Genomic DNA, 21394 nt, shown 5'->3' on the forward strand with positions numbered 1-21394 from the left:
TGCCGACTAAACAACTGAGATTCTTCTAAACAACTGAAATTCTTCTAAAAAGAGTGAAAACATTCCGCTAATCGTTTGATTTTAAATATGTTTTTTAGTTCAATTTATTAAAATGCAACATTATTATTTTTTCTGGCCAAACTTTAGCCCTTGAAAAGCCATCCCCCCGCCCATATACTTAGCACTCGTTGAGAGAGAGTGCTAACAAGTCCCTCTCCAGCTAATTGAATTCCAATAGTAATTACTCGCAAATTTAAAGGAGCTTGTATGAACCTTCGTCCCCTGCACGATCGCCTGATCGTGAAACGCCTGGATCAAGAAACAAAGACTGCATCCGGTATCGTTCTGCCTGACGCTGCTGCTGAAAAACCAGATCAAGGTGAAGTACTGGCAGTTGGTCCTGGCAAATTGCTGGACAACGGTACAGTTCGCGCCCTGGACGTTAAAGTTGGCGACCGCGTTTTGTTCGGTAAATATTCTGGTCAGGCTGTCAAAGTTGACGGCAACGAAGTTCTGGTGATGCGTGAAGAAGATATCTTCGCGGTCGTACAGAAGTAATCGACATCCACGATATCAATTAAAGAATTCGGAGAATTAATATGGCAGCTAAACAAGTAATTTTTGGCGATGACGCACGTGCGAAGATCGTCAATGGCGTCAACATCCTGGCGAACGCAGTTAAAGTAACTCTGGGCCCTAAAGGCCGTAACGTCGTTCTGGAACGCTCTTTTGGCGCGCCTACAGTCACCAAAGACGGTGTTTCTGTAGCTAAAGAAATCGAACTGAAAGACAAGCTGGAAAACATGGGTGCACAACTGGTGAAAGAAGTGGCTTCCCGCACTTCTGACAACGCTGGTGACGGTACAACCACAGCGACAGTTCTGGCACAGGCCATCGTTCGCGAAGGTTTCAAATATGTAGCAGCTGGCTTCAACCCAACTGACTTGAAACGCGGTATCGACAAAGCGGTGACAGCCATCGTTGCTGAAATCAAAACTCTGTCCAAGCCTACAACAACCAACAAAGAAATCGCTCAAGTTGGTTCCATCTCTGCTAACTCCGATGCCAACATCGGCGATATCATTGCAAAAGCAATGGACAAAGTCGGCAAAGAAGGCGTGATCACTGTTGAAGACGGCAAATCCCTGGATAACGAACTCGACATCGTTGAAGGTATGCAGTTTGACCGTGGCTACCTGTCACCATACTTCATCAACAATCCAGAAAAACAATCCGTTATCCTGGAAAACCCGTTCATCCTGTTGTTCGACAAAAAAATCTCGAACATCCGTGATCTGCTGCCAGTATTGGAACAAGTTGCAAAATCCGGCCGCCCACTGTTGATCATCGCTGAAGATGTCGATGGCGAAGCACTGGCTACTCTGGTTGTGAACAACATCCGTGGCATCCTGAAAACTGCAGCTGTTAAAGCTCCAGGCTTCGGTGACCGTCGCAAAGCCATGCTGGAAGACATCGCTATCCTGACCGGTGGTCAAGTGATTGCTGAAGAAGTTGGCCTGACACTGGAAAAAGCAACTCTGGCTGATCTGGGTCAAGCCAAACGCATCGAAATCGGTAAAGAAAACACGACAGTAATCGATGGCGCTGGCCAGGCTGTCGGTATCGAAGCACGCGTTAAACAAATCCGCGCGCAAATCGAAGAAGCAACTTCTGACTACGACCGTGAAAAACTGCAAGAACGCGTTGCCAAACTGGCAGGCGGCGTTGCTGTGATCAAGGTTGGTGCTGCAACTGAAGTTGAAATGAAAGAGAAAAAAGCACGCGTTGAAGATGCTCTGCATGCAACTCGCGCTGCCGTAGAAGAAGGCGTTGTTCCTGGCGGTGGCGTTGCCCTGCTGCGCGCACGTCAAGCTGCTGGCGACATCAAAGGCGACAATCCAGATCAAGAAGCAGGTATCAAACTGGTTCTGAAAGCAATCGAAGCACCTCTGCGTGAAATCGTTGCTAACGCCGGTGGCGAACCTAGCGTTGTTGTGAACGCCATCATCAATGGCAAAGGCAACTACGGTTTCAATGCTGCCAATGACACATACGGCGACATGATAGAAATGGGTATCCTGGATCCAGCTAAAGTAACTCGCTCTGCATTGCAAAATGCAGCGTCTGTTGCTGGCCTGATCCTGACTACTGACGCTCTGGTTGCTGAATTGTCTGAAGACAAAGCAGGCGGCATGGGTGGTGGTGATATGGGTGGCATGGGCGGTATGGGTGGTATGGGCGGCATGATGTAATAGCTGCTAGCTGCTCTCAATAATCTCACCGAGAGCCGCATTGCTCAAAACCCCGCAACGCAAGTTGCGGGGTTTTTTTATTGTTTATACAATTTACAATCCTGTGTGGAACAAATGCGCAATTCACGTGTGAATCTCCACTTTTTATGCCCGTTTTGTTATGAATCATCGCAAATAACACAAGACAACGAATTTTTGCACGGTCTGCTTGACAGAAAACATCTGCCGCTTGGATACTGCCGCACCTGAAAGAAAATTTTCATATTTCCGGCTCTGTGCTTCATATTTGCAATGATCTTGCATATGCATCAACAAGCCGGGCATCATCATCAAGCAAGACAACCGCTTTGGAGAAAATATGGCGCTGCAACAATTAAGCGATGAGCAAATACGGACCTGGACCCGTGCCCAGAAGGACGAGTGGTGGTTCACCAATATTTACCGTGGAGATATGGCACAGTTGACCATACGCTCGGCATTTACAGGTTTTTTGCTTGGCGGCATATTGTCTGCAACCGCTTTATATATCGGTGCCAAAACCGGTATTACCATAGGCGTAGGCCTGACCTCCGTCATCCTGGCCTTTGCGATTTTCAAAATACTTGCCAATCTGGGTATCGCCAAGGATTTCACCATCCTTGAAAACAACTGCACCCAATCCATCGCCACCGCGGCTGGCTACATGACCATGCCACTCAACACCGTGCTGTCAGCGTATATGCTGATCAGCGGCACCGTGGTCACCTGGTGGCACCTGGTAGTGTGGATGAGCGTTTGCTCCATATTGGGTGTGCTGGTTGCCTTCCCGATGAAGCGCCGCTTCATCAATGAAGACCAACTGCCCTTCCCAGAAGGCCGTGCCTGCGGCGTGGTGCTGGATGCGGTATATACCGGCGAAGCCGCCAGCGGCATGTACAAGGCGCGCCTGATGGCGTTTACCGCCATGTGGACAGCCATCTATCAGATGATCACCAGCGATGGCTGGATGAAACTGATCCAGTTCAAAATCCTGCGTATGGATAAATGGACCAGCATGACAGAAGCCTGGCATTTCCAGGAACGTGTCGATCATTACTATTACACCGCTGCCGTCAAATACGATCTGCTGATCCCGAAGATCCTCGGCACAGATTTCCGTGCACTGGGCCTGCGTTTCACCCTCGATGCTGCCATGCTGGGTGTCGGAGGCCTGATGGGCATACGCGTTGCCAGCAGTGTTTTGGTGGGTGCCATCATCAACTTCGTTTTCCTGGCGCCGTGGATGATACAACGCGGTGACATCATCGAACGCATCGCCCCTAGCGGCAAGGTCGTGCCTATTTCGCGCACTGAAATCGTCAATCAGTGGGGTCTGTGGTGGGCAGTATCCATGATGGTGGTGGCGTCCTTCATCAGCCTGGCGGCCAAGCCCGAACTGTTCACCAGTATCTTCAAAAAAGCAGACAAGACTAAAGTTGCCGACAAGGGCAGCAATATCCTGGATCATATCGAAGTGCCGCTGATCATTTCCTACATCGGCATCCCCATTTTCAGCATACTGGCAGCCTGGACCACACATGCCTTCTTTGGCGTGCCATGGATCATGTCCATCATCACCCTGCCGCTGGTATTTATCCTGACCATCATCTGCGCCAATGCAATGGCACTGACATCCTGGACACCTACCAGCACCCTGTCAAAAATCACGCAGTTCAGCATGGGTGCGATTGACAGTGCAAATCCAGCCAACAATCTGATCCCTGCCGGTATGACTGCCGAAGTGGCATCGAATGCATCCAACCTGCTGTCAGACATCAAACCTGGCTATATGCTGGGCGCAAAACCAAGGCAGCAGGCGATAGGCCATATCATCGGCATTTTCTCTGGCGCCCTGGCTTGCGTACCGCTGTACTTCCTGCTGTTCTTGCCGCCTGATGCCAATGGTGTACGCTCCACTGCCACCATCGTGTCAGACAAGTTTGCCTTTCCCGGTGCCATGCAATGGAAAGGCGTGGCAGAACTGATTGCCAAAGGCTTCAGCAGCCTGCCATCTTCCGCCATTACCGCCATTATCGTGGCAGCAGTCGCCGCCAGCCTGATTGAAGGCGCACGCATCTTCACCAAGGGCCGCTTCCCGTTGTCCGCCGTCTCCATCGGTCTGGGCGTCATCCTGCCGCCAGAATCCTGCCTGGCAATGTGGATAGGCGCAGCAATATTCTGGTGGATGGGTAAGCGCAACAGCACACCTGGCAGCAAAGGCTATGATTTCTGGGTAGAAGGTTGCGAACCTATTTGCGCCGGCTTGATCTCTGGTGCTGCTTTGATCGGTATCGGCAACGCGATTATCAATGTGCTGATCTGATCCTGCATAGATGCGTATTATTACTACTGGCCCCGCTTTGCGGGGCTTTTTTGTAGCTGCGAATTTTGCTTGAATATAGCAACGTGAACGAATCGCGAACAAATATCAGGAACCAACATGAATATGCCGGGTCAAGGTAGATTGATGGTTTTGCTCAATCAAACGTCAGGCAAGCAGATACCTGCCAAGGTATCTGCAAATATGTCATTCTTTATGTCATTCTTTATGTCACCCCGTCTTTGATCTTTTAAAAGCCGCACTCAATCAGGAACCCAACGCCATGTCCATTGTGACCCTTTTCATCGCCGCTACCTTTTATGCTGGCCCTGGCAGCAATCAAACCACCGCAGATGCTGCGACCATTGCCGCCATCGAGGCCACCTGCTACGACTATATTGACGGCCAACTTGAAGCAGATCCCAAACGGGTAGCCAGGTCATTGCATCCCGATCTGGCCAAACGCGCAGTGATAGGAGACACGCCGGATGAGCGCCTGGGCCTGCGGCGCATGTCCAAAGAAGAACTGGTCAACCTGACCAAAGCAGGCGCGCTTAAAACCCCGAAGGCAGAATGGAGCCGTAGCTGCACCGTCCTTGATGTGACAGACAAAGCCGCCTCAGTACGCCTGGAAACTCCGTGGTTTGTCGATTACTTCCACATGGGTAAATTTGAAGACCGCTGGATTATTGTGAATGCGCTTTGGTATAGCAAGCCAAAGAAAAGCAATTAAACGATTATGGGATAAGGTTTTCAATAGAGGACTTGATAATTAAAACCATAGAAAGATAAGGAAGGCCTGGACTGCGTTCGGTAGGGTGCGCCATGCGCACCGTTTCTATCTTAATTACTCAACCACCTCTACATACCAAGCTCGCTAACTACTGTGTCAATAAAACTCTTCAGCTTGGGAGTCTGCCTGCGGTCAGGATGGTAGATAAGATGCACGGGCCGCGATGGTGTTTCATAATCAGGCAAAATTTTAACCAGACGACCGGTGCGCAAATCTTCACGTGCAAGGTCCTCTGCAATATAAGCCACGCCTATGCCATTCAAGGCTGCAACCAGCAATGCTTTCGCATCATTGAGTTGCAAGCGGTGCCTGACCTGTGCCTGGTATTTTTCTTCTCCGCGCATAAAGCGCCATTCGCTGGCAGTTGAACCCGTGCTGGATGCATAAGCCAGACACTCGTGTTTTTCCAGATCAAGCGGCGTCGCGGGAACGCCCCTTTTCTTTGAGATAGTCTGGTGATGCGCAGGCGACCAGGCGAAACGGAGCAAGCTCGCGTGCAATGAAGCTGGAGTCGCTCAAACGGCCTATACGAAACACTGCCTCAAACTCTTCTTCCACCAGATCAACATAGCGGTCACTCAGCACCAGATCAATTTCTACCTGTGGATACTGTCGCAAATAGCGGGCAATGACAGGTGTCAGCGCGTAAGTGCCAAATGACACTGGCGCATTGATACGCAAGCGCCCTTTCGGCGCACCTTTCACCTCGTCGGCGAGCGAATCAGCCCAGTCTGCATCGGCCAGCACCATCTTGCAACGATCGTAATAAGCCTTGCCGATATCGGTCAGGCTCTGTCGCCGGGTAGTCCGGTTGATCAGGCGCGTGCCCAGACGAGTTTCCAGCCAACTCACATGCTTGGCTATCATTTGAGGCGACATGTCCAATGCGCTGGCGGCTGCGGCAAAGGACCCGGCATCCACCGTTTTGACAAAAGCCGCCATGCTTGCAAGCCTGTCCATTCCACACTCCCAGTTGTTACACACATGCAAAAACCCTTATTTATGTGTGATTCTGAAAGGAATAATATCATTCTCTCTGCCCCAGGGCGGCTTAAACAAGGAAAGAAATCATGCGTAAAATCGGCATTATTGGATCGGGCAATATCGGTGGCACATTGACACGTTTATTCACCAAGGCAGGACACAATGTAGCGGTGGCCAACTCACGCGGCCCATCTTCCTTAACTGATCTGGCAAATGAAACGGGGGCCCATCCGGTGACGGTCTCACAAGCAGTGCGGGATAGTGAGATCGTGGTCGTCACTATCCCCATGACAGCTGTCGCCAGCTTACCCAAAGACCTGTTCCGCAACGCGCCTGCGGACTTGATTGTGATTGACACCAGCAACTATTATCCGCAGCAACGCGATGGCCTGATTGCAGAAGTCGAAGCAGGAATGACAGAAAGCGCCTGGGTTGAACAACAAATCGGACGCCCGGTTATCAAAGTATTCAATAGCATATTGGCTGAACACTTGCTGAACAAAGGTACGGCTGATGAGCGCGCCGACCGGGTGGCGCTGGCAGTCACCGGTGATAATACGCAAGCTAAAGCAGTCATCATGCAGCTTGTCGAAGAAATTGGTTTTACAGCAGTTGATGCTGGCACGATCGCGCAATCATGGCGCCAGCAACCCGGCTCACCGGGATATCTGAAGGATTACAACGCCGCCGGTGTTCGCAAGGCATTGACTGAAGCGCGGCAAGAACGGACTCCCGAATGGCGAGCTACTGTGAATAGTCCTGGCACTTTCGAATCACCAGCCTGATCCCTGACCGCACCGCCTTGATGATAGTTGAGACATCTCAGCATTCAAGCGATGCCCGACTCCTGCGCCGACAGTTGCATGTCCGCACCAGAGTGACATCTGAGACACATTTATTTGTATTGGGAATTACCATGCACAACTTTGCAAAACTTGGACTTTTTGCCGCCGCCACTACCATCCTTACCATCTTCAGCAATTCTGTACATGCACAAACGCCTCCTGCGCCAACAGCCACAGATATCACGCCCGCCAGCATGAACATGCTGGGCCGCGAGGGTGACGCACTTGCCAGCCGTGCCGGCCTGTGGGATGTCGTTGAGACGGCCTGGTCGCGTCCCGGTGCGACACCAGAAATCATCCGCGGACAAGTTGCCGAAAGACGTATGGTCGGCTTATATTTGCAAGAGCTACTACATCCCTCTGCAGATGCAGTCGGCAAAGGCGTGAATCGCCTGGATTATCTTGGGTTCAACCGCGTGACGGGGCGCTGGGAATATCTGTCGATGGATGCCCGCGTGGCAGTCGGCCTTATGCCCGCCTGGAGCTTTGACAAGGACAATGTCGAGCGCATCCGCGTGCAATTCGACCCGTTTGTCGTTCCAGGCAGTGGCAATGTGGTCACAGGTCAATTGCTGAGAATGGAACAAGTCTATGAAAAATCTGGTCCAGATAACGAAGTCAAAAACCAGTACTTCATCCTGGCCGATGGCAGCGGCACGAAATGGCTTGCGCATCAGTACATTTATACCCGCCGCTAAATACAGTGACGTCATTCAATGTGTAATGCAGGTCATGGATTTCAATGCAGTCCAAGCTGATCAATCAAAAAACCGTGTCCTCCGATAAAGACGGAAGGCATGGCCTTACTCCAATACTACTCACGCTCAGCTGACTGGCAAGCGTCGCAATTTATTAGTGCGTTCTGCCAGTCAGCCAGCTTTTCTTGAATCCCAAAAAATACCTGATCCGGCAATTTATCTGCCAAAGAATGGCAATGCCTTACATTCGTCACTATAGATATTGCCAGTTTTGACTCCTGTCAATTTGACTGGACTCGCCGGAACGCGCAGGCATTAGCCTGGCGCGAACCTCCTCCCCTGCCAGCAATTCTTGTGAAAGTACAAGTCAGCCATGCCCTGCTCTTCATGACGGCATCCATGAATTTTTGAGCTTTACAGTCGCGCCGGGCTGATGATGTTCAAAGTAAATGTATCCAGGAATGCGTGTATGTACCGCATCACTCCTGTTCAGTCCGGGGCCAATCAATGTCACATGCATTATCCATTTTTCAAATAATCATTTATACCTGATATCTATTGGACGAATATTCCTGAGGCCTCTATCATTTTCACATGGTCTCCTCTCAAATTTTTCGAAAGACAAGCATGAAAGCACTAAACATTCGTCATTTTGGCCAGCTATCTGATGCCAGGCTGGAAGATGTGCCACTCCCGGCCCCGGCATCCCATGAAGTCATCGTACGCATTAAAGCAGCGTCAGTGAATCCTCTGGACTTGAAGATACTGGCCGGCCAAAAGCAGGCGGCATTTCCAGTGAACTTCCCTTACACAATGGGAACTGACTTCGCCGGTGTTGTCGAAACGACCGGTGACGGCGTGACTGGCTTCAAGCATGGCGATCGCGTAGCAGGCCGCCTCAGTCCAAGCGCTGGCGGTGCCTTTGCAGAGTATGCCGCTGTGCCTGCCGATCTCTTATCCCACATCCCGGCTGGCGTCAGTAATGAGCAGGCTAGCGCCTTACCGACGGCCGCAGCGACGGCCAAACAGGCCCTGTTCAATGTAGGCAAATTATTGCCGGGACAACATGTACTGATACACGCAGGAGCTGGCGGCGTCGGCAGTTTTGCCATTCAGCTTGCAAAACAGGCAGGCGCGTATGTCATCGCCACGGCGTCAGAGCACAAGCTCGATCTCATACGCGAGCTCGGCGCAGATGTGGCAATTGACTATCACAACAGTGAGCTGCTTGAGCATCTCGGAGGAATGCATCTGGTGTTGGATACCCGTGGCGGGGAAACGCTGGGACGCTCCTGGGCAACCGTCCGTCCTGGCGGAAGCATAGTATCCATCGTTGATAACACCATTAAACCACGTGACGAGATTCAAGCCGTGTTCACAGCGGTCAAGCATGACGCATCCGTCTTGTCTGACCTGTTGAAAGACGTTGAAGCTACACGCCTGAGGGTGCTAGTGGACTCGACTCATATTCTGGATGATGCGCATGGAGCTCTTGAACGCTTAGCCGCGGGTCATTCTCGCGGCAAGGTCATCATATGCATCGGAAGCTAAAGCGCATCGAAAGCTAAAACACATCAAACGACAATAATCAATCCCTGAATCAGGAAAACATATCATGACCAAAATTTCTACCTTAACCGCCATCATAATTATGCTCGGCAGTACATTTGTCACGCACGTAGCAAGGGCGGACGATGACCGCGCTATTGTCGAGGCCTTCTACAGCAAATTACTGAGCGGAACAAGCAGTGCCGATCTGCCAGCCAGAATGGCCGAAGTGCTTGCCCCTGACTGGCAAAGCAGAGGGGACTATACGAGTGTGGCAAAGACACGTGATCAATTCTTAAAACAGCTGCAAGGCACAGGCAATATTCTGCCCAATCTCACCTGGAAGATAGAAGAAATTCTTCAAGTCGGTAATCGCTATGTCGTCCGTGGACATGCCAGTGCAACACCTGTTCTTTCCTTCCTGGGTGTGGAAGCATCCAACCGTAGCTTCGACATCATGTCGATTGATATCCATACTGTAGAAAACCACAAGATCGTAAAGTCATATCATGTCGAAGACTGGCATGGAGCGACTGAGCAACTGAAAAACAAATAATCAATCAGAGGAAATTTCGTGAAAAAAATCAAACTCGCTACCCTCCTCTTGCTGGCAGCATTGGCGTCAACTTTTGCCACTACAGTTACGCTCGCGGCAAATAATGACATATCAAAAGAAAAAGTCGTCCGCCTCGCCAATATGACTGAAGTCAGTCCAGGTGTACATGTGATTGAAGACAGACAGCATATTTTTTTGGTGCCGAATGTCACTATCATCACCGGTAAAGATGCAGTCCTGGTAGTCGATACCGGGCTGGGTGCAGCAAGTGCACAACTCGTCTTGCAAGAAGCACGCAAGCTCGCGGGAGACAAAAAAATCTATCTGACTGTGACGCACTTTCATCCTGAACATGGTTTCGGGGCGCAAGTCTTTAAGGGCCTGGCAACGATAATCTATAACCGCGCCCAGCGTGATGAATTGCGTAAAAAGGGACCAGTTTTCCGCACATTGTTCTCTGAAAAACTGGACGTCAGCGAAGCAATGAAAGATGTGAATTTCGTAGAACCAGATATTACCTACGAAAACGAAGCCTCAATTGACCTTGGCGGACGGGTAGTAAAACTCAATTACTACCAAGCGGCGCATACGCTTGGGGACCAGGTGATCTCGATTCCAGAACAGGGCGTCGTAATATTAGGCGATCTGCTGGAAACCAAATCCTTCCCCATCATGCCCTGGTTTCCTGATTTGCAGGATACAGATGTTGATCCGTTGAACTGGCGCGAAATTTTTCGAAAGATCGCTGCGACCAGTCCAAACATCGTCATTCCAGGACATGGCACGATAGGTACTGCGGCGGACCTGGAAGCTTCAGCGCAACACATGGATTTTGCCCGTGAGGAGGTTGCCAAGTCTTGTGCTGCAGGCAAGCAACTGCCTGACATCCAGAAAGAGCTGACACCCGTCCTGGCAGCCCAACATCCCGATTGGGATCTGAAGGACTGGATAAGCATGGAAATTCAGGTGTACTACGAGCGCCTGTGCCGCAAATAAGGCTACTGGGAAAGAAATTCGCTAATTAAGTGTAGCAAGCTTGCCTGACGCTGTCAGTGTTAAATTCGCTTTATTTGCTACACTTGTTAACAACAAAAAATTCCTAAAATATGTCTGATATATGTCTGATACATTGTGCCAGGAGAGCTTTGCCATGAGCTCGCAGCAAAATAACGGATGTCTGCCAAAATAGAAAAATTGATATATGGATTTCCACGGGATAGACCTTAATCTGCTGGCCGCCTTCGATGCCCTTGTCAACGAGCGCAATGTGACACGCGCTGCTGCCCATGTCGGTGTCAGCCAGCCTGCAATGAGTGCTGCCCTGTCCCGACTGCGCACGCTGTTCAATGATCAGTTATTCCTGCGCAGCGCGCATGGCCTGCTGCTGACACCAAAGGCAAGAGATCTCGCAGAACCTGTTTCACAGGCATTAAAGCAAATTGAAAAAGCGCTGTTACCCAAACCCCGCTTCGAACCAGCGAATGCATCAATTACATTCACGCTTGGCTTGTCTGAGTATCCTGCCTTTGTCTTATTGCCCATCATTGTGAAAGCAATGGAGAATCACGGGAAAGGGATATCCTTGGCGGTGCATGGAATAGGCAGCCGCGACAGTGCAGTCGATTTACTGGATGCAGGAACCATAGACGTTGCGATTGGGGCACCGCCCAGTGTGGCTGAAAAGCGGATATTGACACAGACAATCATGCGTGACGAATTTATTACCATTGTACGTCGAGACCATCCTGAAATAACAGATGGCATGAATATGCAAACATTTCTCAAGCTAACTCATTTGTTGGTGTCTCCAGAGGGTGACCGCTATGGCATGGTCGATCAAGCATTGGTACATCTGGGCAAGCGCCGCAACTTAGGGCTCACCTTGCCACAAATGTTTGCGGCACCTTCAGTCGTCGCAAAGACAGATATGGTATCAACAGTGCTAAAACGCATAGCCCAGCATTCCTGCGACTGGCGCAAGCTGGCTGCATTTCCACCACCTGTCGCCATGCCGGAAATCAACTATGATTTGATGTGGCATAGTCGCAATGATACTCATCCGGCACAGCAATGGCTGCGCGAACAAATTGCACTGACTGCATCAACACTTCGATAATACCGATTGGTTTCGCACACGTCGCTTAGAAACACATCCCTGCACAGCAATAGCCGGGATAAGCTGGTCAATCACTTTATGACAATCAAGCGGAATCAATTAATGCCGGGTTAATCCTGAACCCCATCTGCTGCCCGACAAACCCATCAAACGCCTCAATCAAGGGCTGATATTTCCCCTCATCCTGCTCCAGTTGCATCAATGCATAACAAGCCGCCTCAAGTGTCGATAACTGATCTGGAGCATGCGCCTTGCGTATACGGTAGTGTGAGGCTGGCATGTCTTGCAGGCTCAGGCGGGGTAGTTGTTGCAGCAGCGGGTTCAGGTACAGCATCTTGCGGCTTTTGCGCCAGGTCGCGTCTATGATCACCAGGCGTATATTCGTCAATGCATGGTCTTGCGCAACAAATTCTGCTGCTTCGTATTGCAGGTCCTGCGCATCATTTTTCGTGGTTGCAGGATAAAGCAATACAGCCTGTTTGCCACCAGCTTGCAGCAAGTCAGTCAATAATTGCTCATCAAACTGCTCGCCTTCCACCATCCTTGAATCTTGCAGGCACAGGTCCAGCAGGCGTGCGCTACCCTTGGCATTGTTGACTTCCAGGGGATGTTGCAGCAGTAATACTTCAGGTGCATTGGCAATGCTGCAAACCCAGTTGCATATGCAGGCTGTGGATGGGCGCTGGCATCGTGGGCAGGATTTTCTTTTGGGCTTGGGTTCTGACATGCCAACATTGTGAAGGATTGTTATTTAAGCGGCAAGCTTGAAATGGTTTCAGGCAAAGTCGTAAAGGCATCGTCTATCATGAACAGAACCTCTGACACTTTATTTCTAGTCTTATGAAACTCCCAACTATCCTTGCAGCAAGCCTGCTCGTGGCAACCAGTGCTTGCGGTGGTGGTGGCGGTGGCTCGACTGCAGCGACAACTACCGGCACCACGACTACAGGTACCACAACTGGTACTACCGGAACAACCACTGGCACAACTACGGGTACAGGCACCGGAACTACTACAGGTACAACGACTGGTACTGGAACCACGACGGGTACCACCACTGGTACAGGTACAGGTACGGGTACGGGTACTACGACCGGCACAGGCACCGGTACTGGTACAACGGTCGTCACGCTGGAGAAAAAAGCCGCTGCACTGGCAGCCAAGCTCGGCAAGCCTACGCGTTTTCTGGTGGGTCTGGGCAGTGCCGATCTGGCGGATGTACAAAAGCAAAACATTACACCAGACATCTATGACCAATACCTGGTCGGTGTCGGTGCTGGTTCATGGCCAACCTGGAACAGCCCTTCTGGTGCTTATGTCCAGATCGTTGCGCAAAATGCCGACAAGCTGGGCGCCATCCCCATGTTCACTTTGTACCAGATGGCCAGTAATGGTGACGGCAATCTGAGCGGCCTGACCAATACGACGTTCATGAAAGGCTATTGGGACAATGTACGTCTTATGTTCCAGCAAATCAAAACCTATGGCAAACCGGTACTGGTCAATTTTGAGCCTGACTTTTGGGGTTATACGCAAAGGATATCCAATAACGCCGACCCGGCCACCGTGCCAGCGCAGGTCAACAATAATCCTGACTGCGCGAACCAGCCGAATAGCGTCGCCGGTATAAGCCAGTGCCTCATGCAGATGGCGAGAGCCATTGCGCCAAATGCCTATGTTGGCTTTCCCCCTGCCCTGTTTGAAGACCTGCACTCAACTGCCATGTCTTATATGCTGAAGCTGGGTGCAGACAAGGCAGATTTCATCGTCATGCAAACCCTGGACAGGGATGCAGGCTGTTTTGAAACCGTACCGCAAGTAGCTTATTGCTCACGCGCAGGCACGGGCTGGTACTGGGATGAGTCGAACCTGACTTCACCTAATTTCAAGGACCATTTCGCGCTGGCCAAAACCTATTATCAGGGTTTGCAATTGCCCGTCCTGTGGTGGCAAACCCCGCTGGGCGTGCCATCGACCCAGATAGGCGGCTCGTCAGGTAAATACCGCGACAACAAGGTACGCTATTTCCTCACACATGCATCGGAAATGGTCGCAGTTGGTGGCCTGGGTGCGGTGTTCAGCACGGGTGAAGTGAACCAGACTTCCATCAATACCGATGGTGGGCAGTTCAAGACTTATTCAACCAGCTATCTGGCCAAGCCTGCTGCCTTGCCATGATATAAGACATGCCAACACATGCCAGCCTTGCTTACACTGGCTGGCATTTTTCAGTTGATTTCTACCAACGGGATGTGTTTCTGCTTCTTCCCTTCTGGCAGTCTATCCATGGTTTGTCTCGCAATGCTGCTGCGTATCTCTTTGAGCCTGCTGGCTTCCCTGTATAACAGGTTATAACTCTCAAACGGTATCATCTTGCCATCTGGCAGGGCGAAATGGATGCAAGATTTTTTCAATGCGCGTACGTCCAGGGAATAAGCGTCCATGAACTGCACGATCAGCACGCGAAAGACATTGTCATATTTGAGGTTTTGCGGCGCCGAGATCAAGGGCAGACAACACATCAATTCAGACAGACAATTGGCCTGAGACTCTGGCGAATGATTGGTCGAGAAGAGTTTGAAAATCTGGTCTTTCATGCCCTGTTTTAAATTCTCATCACGCTCAAAGACGATGGTATTGCCACTGCCCTCCACCAGAGATTGCGGGTCAAGATAGCGCGTGAGCGGAACGGTCTTTTCCTCTGTTTTTAAGGCATACGCCATCGCCAGCGTATCTGGATTACAAGGTACAGGTACGATATCCTTGAGACTGAACAGGCTGCATTGCTCGGTAATTTTTCTGCGTATTTCTGATACTGTCAATCTGTGCAGGCGCGGGTCATAGTTCTCGACACGTCCTGCATCCTGTATCGGTTGCAAGGTCACGCCGCGTACGCATTTTTGGGTCAGCCCAAAATTAATGATGTCGCCTATCTCATCATCATTCAAACCTTTTTTCAAGGTCACGACCAGAGTGGTAGACAGATTAACTGCATTCAGGTTTTCCAGCGCCTGCTGGCGTATGCGACGCAGATCCGCGCCGCGCAAGACCTTGTGCACTTCTGCCCGGAAAGAATCAAATTGCAGATAGACTTCCACACCCGGCGCATAGCTCGCCAGACGCTCAACAAAGGCCTTGTCCTGCGCGAGCACGATGCCATTGGTATTGACCATGACATGCTTGATGGGGCGTGCCTTGGCAGCGTCCAGGATTTCCCAAAATTGCGGATGCAGCGTTGGCTCACCGCCTGACAATTGCATGACATCGGCCTCGCCTTCATTGGCAACTACCGTATCAAGCATCTTGATAATCTCAGCCAATGGTTTGTGCTGTTCGCGATGGGTACCACTCTCGGCATAACAGACCGGGCAATTCAAATTGCAGTTGTCGGTAATCTCCACGATGGACAGGCAGGAATGCTGCATGTGGTCAGGACACAAACCACAGTCATAAGGGCAGCCATATTCCATTTTAGTATTAAAGATTTGCGGCATTTCAGGGTGTTTGACGAATACTTCGCGGCACAGCCTGTAGTATTCAACATCATCACTGACCAGCACGCGCTCAGTACCATGCGCACGGCACCACTTGTCCATATAGACCTTGTCATCCTTGAAGATGATTTTTGCTTCTACAGGGTGCAGGCAACTCGAACACACCGAACTGGTGGTGTCATAAAACAGATAAGGGCGGACTTTTCGGGACATATTATTTTTTCATCACAAATGGAAGTGGTGCTGGATACTCTTGCTCTGACTTACGGGCAGAAAAACGCAATTCTTCAACAATCACATTTGCCTCCTGAACTTGCTCAGGCTTTAGTGTTTTCAAAAATTGGCGTTTGCGCTCCACGTCCTCAGGTCTCTCTTTCATATCCTGCCGTGTGCTTCGAAGCATGAAGAATGCCAGTGTTTTTGCGTCAGAAAAATATTCATAACCCACGTAACGTAAGGGTTGCCTTTGTGAAAGCTCAAAATACTCATCGCAATGAAGAATTGTACGAGCGAACCATAATTCAGCTTTACTTCTATCCCTTGAAATATATCTGCCATCGGAATAGATCTTCATCAAATCACCGGAGGGGGAATAGAACGCAGGCAATCGATAAATTTCCTTGTCTGGTCCGATCTTTACATCATCCAAGTAAATGCTGCACTTTTTGCTTGCTACTGTGGAAATTAATCTTACTCCAGTCTCCGGTGAAAGTGCCAACTCGCTCGGTTTAAGCTTCAGTTTGTATTGTCCGTTGTCAAGTGCTCCCTGAATTAACAACCATCCATACAAGTATTCAGCTTCAGGATATTTATCACCGACTGCACTCTTAAGCAAACTCAAGCCCTTCAAAACATCCCTGGGAAACTTGCCATTAGGCTTCAAATATTCAATCGCAAGGTAGGTTTTTGAATAGGGGTCATTGGCACTTGCACCTTTTACCAATGCATCTGTCTTTTGCTGCTCCTCCTGCTCACGTTTTTGTATTTTTAGCGCCTCTTGCTTTTGTTCCTCTTGTTGTCGCAAGGCTTCACGCTGAAATCTGTCCTGGTTTTCTTTCTGCTGAAGCGCCAACCGGGCATCTCTTTGCTCATTTGTTTCCGATGCGGATCTCGCTATCAAATAATGCACACAACCAGTCCCACCTATCAAACTCAGCGCCACCACCAGCATTGCAATTCGTGAATTTTTATGTTGGCTTGATTGCATTGCGTTCTCCCATATTCAATTTCAACATCTGTCGCACAAGCAAAGGTAAGTAAATCGCAAGCGCAATAATGCACAAAACCTGTATGCCACTTAAACAAGAAAAATAATAGTAAGGCACAGGTTTGATACCATCGATGAGCAAGCGCCAGAACAAGTAGCCAGCTAGGTACATTTTGAACATCAGGCCAGACTGGTTTTGCCATGCCTGCCTGAATCGCAATAAAAAGCCGCCCCATGCCAGAACAAAGATCATGTCGTAAATCTGGGTGGGATGGCGCGCGATGCCATCACCAAAATCGATGCCCCATGGCAGACCCGTGGCATTGCCATAGGTGCCGTCGTTGAGCCCCGCCAGGAAACAGCCTATGCGGCCTATGACCGTCGCCACCATCAAGGGTAAAACAAAATTGTCGCCGGTTGATTGCGGTTGTTTGAGCAGGAACTTGGCAAACTCGACACCGATCAAACCACCCAGCAAACCACCGACGATGGACTGGCCTGACATCAATATCTGCAAGTTAGCTGTTGCGGCCGCCCACATATGCGGGAACTCCATCCAGAAGGCTGCTTTATTGCCTATTGCAGCACCCAGTACACAACCGATGATCACACCATAATGTCCGGGTGCCAGTATGCCTGCCTGTTGCTGGTATGCGCGCTGACGGCGGTATAACTGCACACCAATGGCAATTGCCAGCCATTCAAAAATGAAATGCAAAAGATGGGCGGTACTTGCTGAAAATACGTAAAGTTTCATTGAATGCAGAACTGGAACGAAGCACGCAGAACGCTGCAGGCTGGGTAGATGAGTAATTTATTTGGACGCGATCTTACCAATTAATTTATACAGCAAAGCACAAATGAGCAAACCTGCAACGCCATAGGCGAGTGGAATGAAGCTGAAACTGATGACTGCAAAAAATATTCCAAACGCGCCACAGGCACCAAAACCTACCATTGGAATAAGACAAAGGAGGATGAAGAATGCACGAAAAAAGTTATTTAAATTGCGCATGACAAATAATGTTTATCCCATTTAACTAATGAACATCATAGCCCAAGTATGTAGCAAGGCTTACCCCGTCTCGTAAATAAGTTCTGATTTGAAATGACTTGCCTGAAATCCCTGGATAGCTGCTTAGCCTGGCTCTTGCTTGTCATGATCAGATTTGTGTGTAGATACAAAAAGCTTCTTGAGCAGAAAGCCACAAACAAGACTGATACTTAAACCAAGCGTAACCAGACCCAGCACAACGAGATCGAAATGGGTGTTCCCTAAAAAAGCAAGACCCGCGAGACCGCATAGACCAAAGCCGATCATCAATATCAGACAAATCATCATGGCGATGACACGGACAATTTTCTGCAGATTCATTATCTTTATTCCGTATTTGTACGCTGCCGGAGATTTTCACGTATGGTTTGCACACTGGTTTTGAACAATGCAGCCAAATTTACATCCTTGTTTGTGTCAATGACTGCCTGCATGATTTTACTGGCAGGAACAAGGCTGAAAATGACTGGCGGCGCATCTGCCGTAGTCATGACAAAGATGCGTTTCTGGTCGTTATCGATCACGGCCCATTTCAAACCTGTCTCTTGTACCAAGGCATCGGCAAATACTATTTCCAGTGCCTGCACTTCATGTGCTGGCCGTGCCTCTATTGGTTTTTGCTGCAAGATCACTTCGATGATTTTGAGCTTGCCTTCTATGGTGTCAAATTGTGCTCTCGCTTCTGGCAGGTATTGCTGTCTGACCCAATCTCGTAATGATTCTGCCTTGAGGATATCGGCAGTAGAAAAATATTCCAGGTTTTGTGCCACGTTGGCCGGTAGCGGCAAAGAAGATTGCGTCAGCCCCAGCTTCTTGCACTCAATATAGGCCCAGGCAGCGCCAACCAGCAATCCCATGGTGTGCGCCCAATTTGCGATGGGGCCAAGCAAGCCGGTCCAGCACAATACAAACCAGGCCAGCATCATATTCACTGTGGCCTTGCGCATGATGCCGTTAAAGGCGGGGTCATAGCGGCCACGTATCCAGACATAGGAAAATAAGCCATATATAACGCCCGACATGCCACCAAAATAGGGATTATCTGTCAGCAGGTATTGCGCGATATTTGAAATGACTGCCGCAATCAGAAAAAAGCCCAGATAAAAGCGCGGACCTTTTCTGTTTTCAATGACGATGCCCAGATCCCACACCCACAGCAAATTAAAGATCAGATGCATGGGGCCGAAATGGATGAAGGCAGGTGTCAGCAAGCGCCAGATCTGGCCTGATAAAACATCGGCGAACCCGGCATGATCCGGGTCGGTTATGAAAAGAATGCGCAGGTTCTCTATCGTCCCACCAAAGCTGGAAGTGAGTGCAACCAAAGCACTCAGTGCAATCAGCACGATGGAAACGCTGGAATAGTTTTTAAATTTTGTCATGAATGATGATTGAATTTACCTGGCTGGCATGAAGCCGAAAAAATCCAGCCAGCAGAATATTTCACACAACTAGCGCAGCTCTTCTATCAATCTCAGATTGTCGTCAAAATTCCAGATACGGCGTATTTCTATGACGTCATACTGAGCTGCGATATTCGGTGGGAAGGCAGCGTATTTGGCATTCACGCGAACGATACGGCGTACTGCCTCATCGATGTCGGCGCGCCCGCTGGAACGCAAGATAGTGATTTCTTCTACGCTACCGTCACTGCGTATGGAAACCACCACGACAGGATCACCACGAGCCCTGTCCTTGGAAATTTGCGAATAATTCAGATTGCCATTACGTTCGATTTTTTGCTTCCAGCTATCGATATACAGACGCAAGGGAACATCTTTGTCCTGGCTACCAAACAGGCTGCGGCGACGTGGCTTTTCTTCTGCATCATTGCGTGGCAAAGGCGGCGTACCACGCAAGACATCGAGCCCGCGTGCCTGGTCCCTGGCCCGGCTTGCCAGGTCACCACCGGTAATATTTTTAGGCAGGCTGAAAGGATCAGACTTGTTCCCCTGATTGCTGCCATTGCCCGGCGTGGTGGCAGAGCCATTGTTTTGCTGCCCGGTATTTGCACCAGGATTGATGCCCGTGTTTGCAGACTGGTTATTGGAGGCGGCCTGGGCAGCAGCTTTGGCAGCGGCAGCAGCTTGTGCTTGTGCTTGTGCTTGTGCTTGGGCTTGGGCTTGGGCTTGGGCTTGGGCTTGGGCTTGGGCTTGGGCTTGGGCTTGGGCTTGGGCTTGGGCTTGGGCACGCTGTTCGTCAGCCTTTTGTTTTGCAGCCAGCTCTTCGGCTTTTTGTTTCGCTAATTGTTCATCCTGCTTTTGTCTGGCGACTTGCTCTTCTTGTTGTTTTTGACGTACCGCTGCTTGCTGGCGCTGTTCTTCCTGCTTGCGTTTTTCCGCTTCCAGCGCGACTTGCTGTTCTTTTTCTTTCAGCTGTTGTTGTTCTTTGGCTTGCTGCTGTTCTTTCTGTGCCTGGGCCAGTTGCTGGGATTTTTGCTGTCTTTCTTCTTCCTGGCGCTTATTGTCGTCCTGGCGTTTTTGCTCTGCCAGTTTGACTTCTTCAGCCTGGGCTGCTTCGCGTTGGGCGCGGCGATTTTGTTCTTCTGCTTCCAGTTGTTTTTGCAGGGCCAGTGCGGCTGCCGCCTTGCGGCTGGCTTCATCGGCGAGTTTGCGGTTTTCTTCGTCGAATTGTTTGCTTAATTGCTGGAGTTCTGCCTTGCCATTGGTATCGCTTTGCTGCGCCAGTTCCTCGGCCTGCTTGCGCATCTGTTCTTCACGCTTTTTGCGTTTTTGTTCTCTTGCCTGTTCTTTGGCAGCTTTTTCTTGCGGTGTTTCCTGCTCCACGCCTTCTTGCGCTATGTTGTCATATTGCTTCTTAGGGTCGGGTTCTGCATCTGCTTTTTTGGGCAGGTCATCGGGATTGGGCACAGCCATGGCGAAGCTTTCTTCACGGGCTATATCCTGGGTGATCACACGGGCCACATCTGGTGCCATGACTTTGCGCTGCTGGGCCTGGGGTGGTGCCGTGTTGGCTTTGGTTTTTTGAGGTGCGCGCGGCTTGCTGGCAACTTTGGTCTGTACCGGTGCGGGAGCAGGTGCCGCTTTTTGTGGTGCAACCAGGCGAATCCCAGAAGTGGCAGCCTTACTCTCGGTTTTTGCAGTTGCGCCACTTTCTTTCACGCTGACTGCAGCAACAGTAGATGCGGGTGTAGGATCAGACTTGGGGGTGACAGGTGTTATTGGTGTCATTGGCACTACTGGTGCCGATGATTCAGCCGCAGCGCTGGCAGCGACAGGTTTGTCATTATTTGCTGGTGTTGAATTGGCAATCTGTACAGTGATTTGTGGTGACTCAGCCCTGCGTTTGTTCCACGGCGCTTCCACGCCGGGCATACCCAGGCCAGGCAAGCCAAACTGCAAACACAAAATAAATATATGCACGGCGAGAGAAATGAGCAAACCGCCAATAAGGCGCTGCTTGATCTCTTTGGGCATGGCATTTTCAGTGTGGTCTGGATACAGATTCATGCAACAGGTTCAATTTTCTCTCATGGCTGAAGATTATCG

Annotated in this window: 21 protein-coding genes; 11 read left to right on the plus strand and 10 right to left on the minus strand. The window is 50.1% G+C overall.

Going from position 1 to position 21394, the window contains the following annotated elements:
• Positions 1–267: 267 nt before the first annotated feature.
• The 4 genes from groES to ACO0LI_RS12820 all read left to right on the plus strand — a co-directional run bounded on the left by groES (position 268) and on the right by ACO0LI_RS12820 (position 5323).
• The gene (gene groES / locus ACO0LI_RS12805; protein WP_110257032.1) at positions 268–558 is read left to right on the plus strand and encodes a co-chaperone GroES; all 291 of its coding nucleotides are present in this window, start codon (positions 268–270) and stop codon (positions 556–558) included.
• A gap of 41 nt (positions 559–599) precedes the next feature.
• A complete protein-coding gene (groL, locus tag ACO0LI_RS12810) occupies positions 600–2252 on the plus strand; it encodes a chaperonin GroEL (protein ID WP_186947447.1) in 1653 nt (550 codons plus the stop codon).
• Positions 2253–2610: 358 nt separating this feature from the next.
• Positions 2611–4593: an OPT family oligopeptide transporter gene (locus ACO0LI_RS12815; RefSeq protein WP_422953067.1), complete on the plus strand. Its 1983-nt coding sequence runs from the start codon at positions 2611–2613 to the stop codon at positions 4591–4593.
• Positions 4594–4873: 280 nt separating this feature from the next.
• Complete coding sequence (locus ACO0LI_RS12820; protein WP_422953068.1) at positions 4874–5323, plus strand: nuclear transport factor 2 family protein; 450 nt, start codon at positions 4874–4876, stop codon at positions 5321–5323.
• Positions 5324–5451: 128 nt separating this feature from the next.
• Here the strand turns inward: ACO0LI_RS12820 and ACO0LI_RS12825 are convergent, their stop codons facing one another.
• Positions 5452–5883 (minus strand): LysR substrate-binding domain-containing protein, encoded by a 432-nt coding sequence (locus ACO0LI_RS12825; RefSeq protein ID WP_423032867.1) that lies wholly within the window; start codon positions 5881–5883, stop codon positions 5452–5454.
• Positions 5795–6343, minus strand: coding sequence for a LysR substrate-binding domain-containing protein (locus ACO0LI_RS12830; protein ID WP_423032868.1), 549 nt, complete (start codon positions 6341–6343; stop codon positions 5795–5797). Before ACO0LI_RS12830 ends, ACO0LI_RS12825 begins: the two co-directional genes overlap by 89 nt.
• A 110-nt stretch (positions 6344–6453) precedes the next feature.
• Between ACO0LI_RS12830 and ACO0LI_RS12835 the strand changes: the two genes are divergently transcribed.
• From ACO0LI_RS12835 to ACO0LI_RS12860, 6 genes are all read left to right on the plus strand, one after another.
• Positions 6454–7152 carry an NADPH-dependent F420 reductase gene (locus ACO0LI_RS12835; RefSeq protein ID WP_423032869.1) on the plus strand — a complete coding sequence of 233 codons (699 nt, stop codon included), beginning with the start codon at positions 6454–6456 and terminating at the stop codon, positions 7150–7152.
• A gap of 131 nt (positions 7153–7283) precedes the next feature.
• Positions 7284–7910 carry a hypothetical protein gene (locus ACO0LI_RS12840; protein ID WP_423032870.1) on the plus strand — a complete coding sequence of 209 codons (627 nt, stop codon included), beginning with the start codon at positions 7284–7286 and terminating at the stop codon, positions 7908–7910.
• Between the two features lie 627 nt (positions 7911–8537).
• Positions 8538–9461, plus strand: a complete 924-nt coding sequence (locus tag ACO0LI_RS12845) for an NADP-dependent oxidoreductase (protein WP_423032871.1) — start codon at positions 8538–8540, stop codon at positions 9459–9461.
• A 64-nt stretch (positions 9462–9525) separates the two neighbouring features.
• Positions 9526–10014 carry an ester cyclase gene (locus tag ACO0LI_RS12850; protein WP_422953073.1) on the plus strand — a complete coding sequence of 163 codons (489 nt, stop codon included), beginning with the start codon at positions 9526–9528 and terminating at the stop codon, positions 10012–10014.
• 18 nt (positions 10015–10032) lie between these two features.
• On the plus strand, positions 10033–11010 hold the full coding sequence (locus ACO0LI_RS12855) for an MBL fold metallo-hydrolase (RefSeq protein ID WP_423032872.1): 978 nt from the start codon (positions 10033–10035) through the stop codon (positions 11008–11010).
• A gap of 205 nt (positions 11011–11215) precedes the next feature.
• Positions 11216–12130: a LysR family transcriptional regulator gene (locus tag ACO0LI_RS12860; protein WP_423032873.1), complete on the plus strand. Its 915-nt coding sequence runs from the start codon at positions 11216–11218 to the stop codon at positions 12128–12130.
• 85 nt (positions 12131–12215) lie between these two features.
• Here the strand turns inward: ACO0LI_RS12860 and ACO0LI_RS12865 are convergent, their stop codons facing one another.
• Positions 12216–12857 (minus strand): tRNA-uridine aminocarboxypropyltransferase, encoded by a 642-nt coding sequence (locus ACO0LI_RS12865; protein ID WP_423032874.1) that lies wholly within the window; start codon positions 12855–12857, stop codon positions 12216–12218.
• Positions 12858–12970: 113 nt separating this feature from the next.
• Between ACO0LI_RS12865 and ACO0LI_RS12870 the strand changes: the two genes are divergently transcribed.
• Positions 12971–14308: a hypothetical protein gene (locus tag ACO0LI_RS12870; protein WP_423032875.1), complete on the plus strand. Its 1338-nt coding sequence runs from the start codon at positions 12971–12973 to the stop codon at positions 14306–14308.
• A gap of 50 nt (positions 14309–14358) precedes the next feature.
• Here ACO0LI_RS12870 and ACO0LI_RS12875 read toward each other — a convergent pair whose 3' ends face one another.
• From ACO0LI_RS12875 to ACO0LI_RS12905, 7 genes are all read right to left on the minus strand, one after another.
• The gene (locus ACO0LI_RS12875; protein WP_423032876.1) at positions 14359–15837 is read right to left on the minus strand and encodes a radical SAM protein; all 1479 of its coding nucleotides are present in this window, start codon (positions 15835–15837) and stop codon (positions 14359–14361) included.
• A 1-nt stretch (position 15838) separates the two neighbouring features.
• Complete coding sequence (locus ACO0LI_RS12880) at positions 15839–16831, minus strand: hypothetical protein (protein ID WP_423032877.1); 993 nt, start codon at positions 16829–16831, stop codon at positions 15839–15841.
• A complete protein-coding gene (locus tag ACO0LI_RS12885; RefSeq protein ID WP_423032878.1) occupies positions 16812–17588 on the minus strand; it encodes a prolipoprotein diacylglyceryl transferase family protein in 777 nt (258 codons plus the stop codon). The genes ACO0LI_RS12880 and ACO0LI_RS12885 overlap by 20 nt, the downstream gene beginning before the upstream one ends.
• Positions 17589–17645: 57 nt before the next feature.
• A complete protein-coding gene (locus ACO0LI_RS12890; RefSeq protein ID WP_423032879.1) occupies positions 17646–17846 on the minus strand; it encodes a hypothetical protein in 201 nt (66 codons plus the stop codon).
• 123 nt (positions 17847–17969) lie between these two features.
• A complete protein-coding gene (locus ACO0LI_RS12895; protein WP_423032880.1) occupies positions 17970–18206 on the minus strand; it encodes a hypothetical protein in 237 nt (78 codons plus the stop codon).
• 5 nt (positions 18207–18211) lie between these two features.
• Positions 18212–19267: a rhomboid family intramembrane serine protease gene (locus ACO0LI_RS12900; protein ID WP_423032881.1), complete on the minus strand. Its 1056-nt coding sequence runs from the start codon at positions 19265–19267 to the stop codon at positions 18212–18214.
• 69 nt (positions 19268–19336) lie between these two features.
• Positions 19337–21355 carry a TonB family protein gene (locus ACO0LI_RS12905; protein WP_423032882.1) on the minus strand — a complete coding sequence of 673 codons (2019 nt, stop codon included), beginning with the start codon at positions 21353–21355 and terminating at the stop codon, positions 19337–19339.
• Positions 21356–21394 lie beyond the last annotated feature (39 nt).

It is taken from the genome of Undibacterium sp. Tian12W (assembly GCF_049339405.1).
Classification (GTDB): domain Bacteria; phylum Pseudomonadota; class Gammaproteobacteria; order Burkholderiales; family Burkholderiaceae_D; genus Undibacterium.

What these genes read in the sequence shown, in the direction of transcription:
- groES (WP_110257032.1), top strand. Translation starts at nt 268, where the DNA reads ATGAACCTTCGTCCCCTGCACGATCGCCTGATCGTGAAACGCCTGGAT.
- groL (WP_186947447.1), top strand. Translation starts at nt 600, where the DNA reads ATGGCAGCTAAACAAGTAATTTTTGGCGATGACGCACGTGCGAAGATC.
- ACO0LI_RS12815 (WP_422953067.1), top strand. Translation starts at nt 2,611, where the DNA reads ATGGCGCTGCAACAATTAAGCGATGAGCAAATACGGACCTGGACCCGT.
- ACO0LI_RS12820 (WP_422953068.1), top strand. Translation starts at nt 4,874, where the DNA reads ATGTCCATTGTGACCCTTTTCATCGCCGCTACCTTTTATGCTGGCCCT.
- ACO0LI_RS12830 (WP_423032868.1), bottom strand. Translation starts at nt 6,343, where the DNA reads ATGGACAGGCTTGCAAGCATGGCGGCTTTTGTCAAAACGGTGGATGCC.
- ACO0LI_RS12835 (WP_423032869.1), top strand. Translation starts at nt 6,454, where the DNA reads ATGCGTAAAATCGGCATTATTGGATCGGGCAATATCGGTGGCACATTG.
- ACO0LI_RS12840 (WP_423032870.1), top strand. Translation starts at nt 7,284, where the DNA reads ATGCACAACTTTGCAAAACTTGGACTTTTTGCCGCCGCCACTACCATC.
- ACO0LI_RS12845 (WP_423032871.1), top strand. Translation starts at nt 8,538, where the DNA reads ATGAAAGCACTAAACATTCGTCATTTTGGCCAGCTATCTGATGCCAGG.
- ACO0LI_RS12850 (WP_422953073.1), top strand. Translation starts at nt 9,526, where the DNA reads ATGACCAAAATTTCTACCTTAACCGCCATCATAATTATGCTCGGCAGT.
- ACO0LI_RS12860 (WP_423032873.1), top strand. Translation starts at nt 11,216, where the DNA reads ATGGATTTCCACGGGATAGACCTTAATCTGCTGGCCGCCTTCGATGCC.
- ACO0LI_RS12865 (WP_423032874.1), bottom strand. Translation starts at nt 12,857, where the DNA reads ATGTCAGAACCCAAGCCCAAAAGAAAATCCTGCCCACGATGCCAGCGC.
- ACO0LI_RS12870 (WP_423032875.1), top strand. Translation starts at nt 12,971, where the DNA reads ATGAAACTCCCAACTATCCTTGCAGCAAGCCTGCTCGTGGCAACCAGT.
- ACO0LI_RS12875 (WP_423032876.1), bottom strand. Translation starts at nt 15,837, where the DNA reads ATGTCCCGAAAAGTCCGCCCTTATCTGTTTTATGACACCACCAGTTCG.
- ACO0LI_RS12880 (WP_423032877.1), bottom strand. Translation starts at nt 16,831, where the DNA reads ATGCAATCAAGCCAACATAAAAATTCACGAATTGCAATGCTGGTGGTG.
- ACO0LI_RS12885 (WP_423032878.1), bottom strand. Translation starts at nt 17,588, where the DNA reads ATGAAACTTTACGTATTTTCAGCAAGTACCGCCCATCTTTTGCATTTC.
- ACO0LI_RS12890 (WP_423032879.1), bottom strand. Translation starts at nt 17,846, where the DNA reads ATGCGCAATTTAAATAACTTTTTTCGTGCATTCTTCATCCTCCTTTGT.
- ACO0LI_RS12895 (WP_423032880.1), bottom strand. Translation starts at nt 18,206, where the DNA reads ATGAATCTGCAGAAAATTGTCCGTGTCATCGCCATGATGATTTGTCTG.
- ACO0LI_RS12900 (WP_423032881.1), bottom strand. Translation starts at nt 19,267, where the DNA reads ATGACAAAATTTAAAAACTATTCCAGCGTTTCCATCGTGCTGATTGCA.
- ACO0LI_RS12905 (WP_423032882.1), bottom strand. Translation starts at nt 21,355, where the DNA reads ATGAATCTGTATCCAGACCACACTGAAAATGCCATGCCCAAAGAGATC.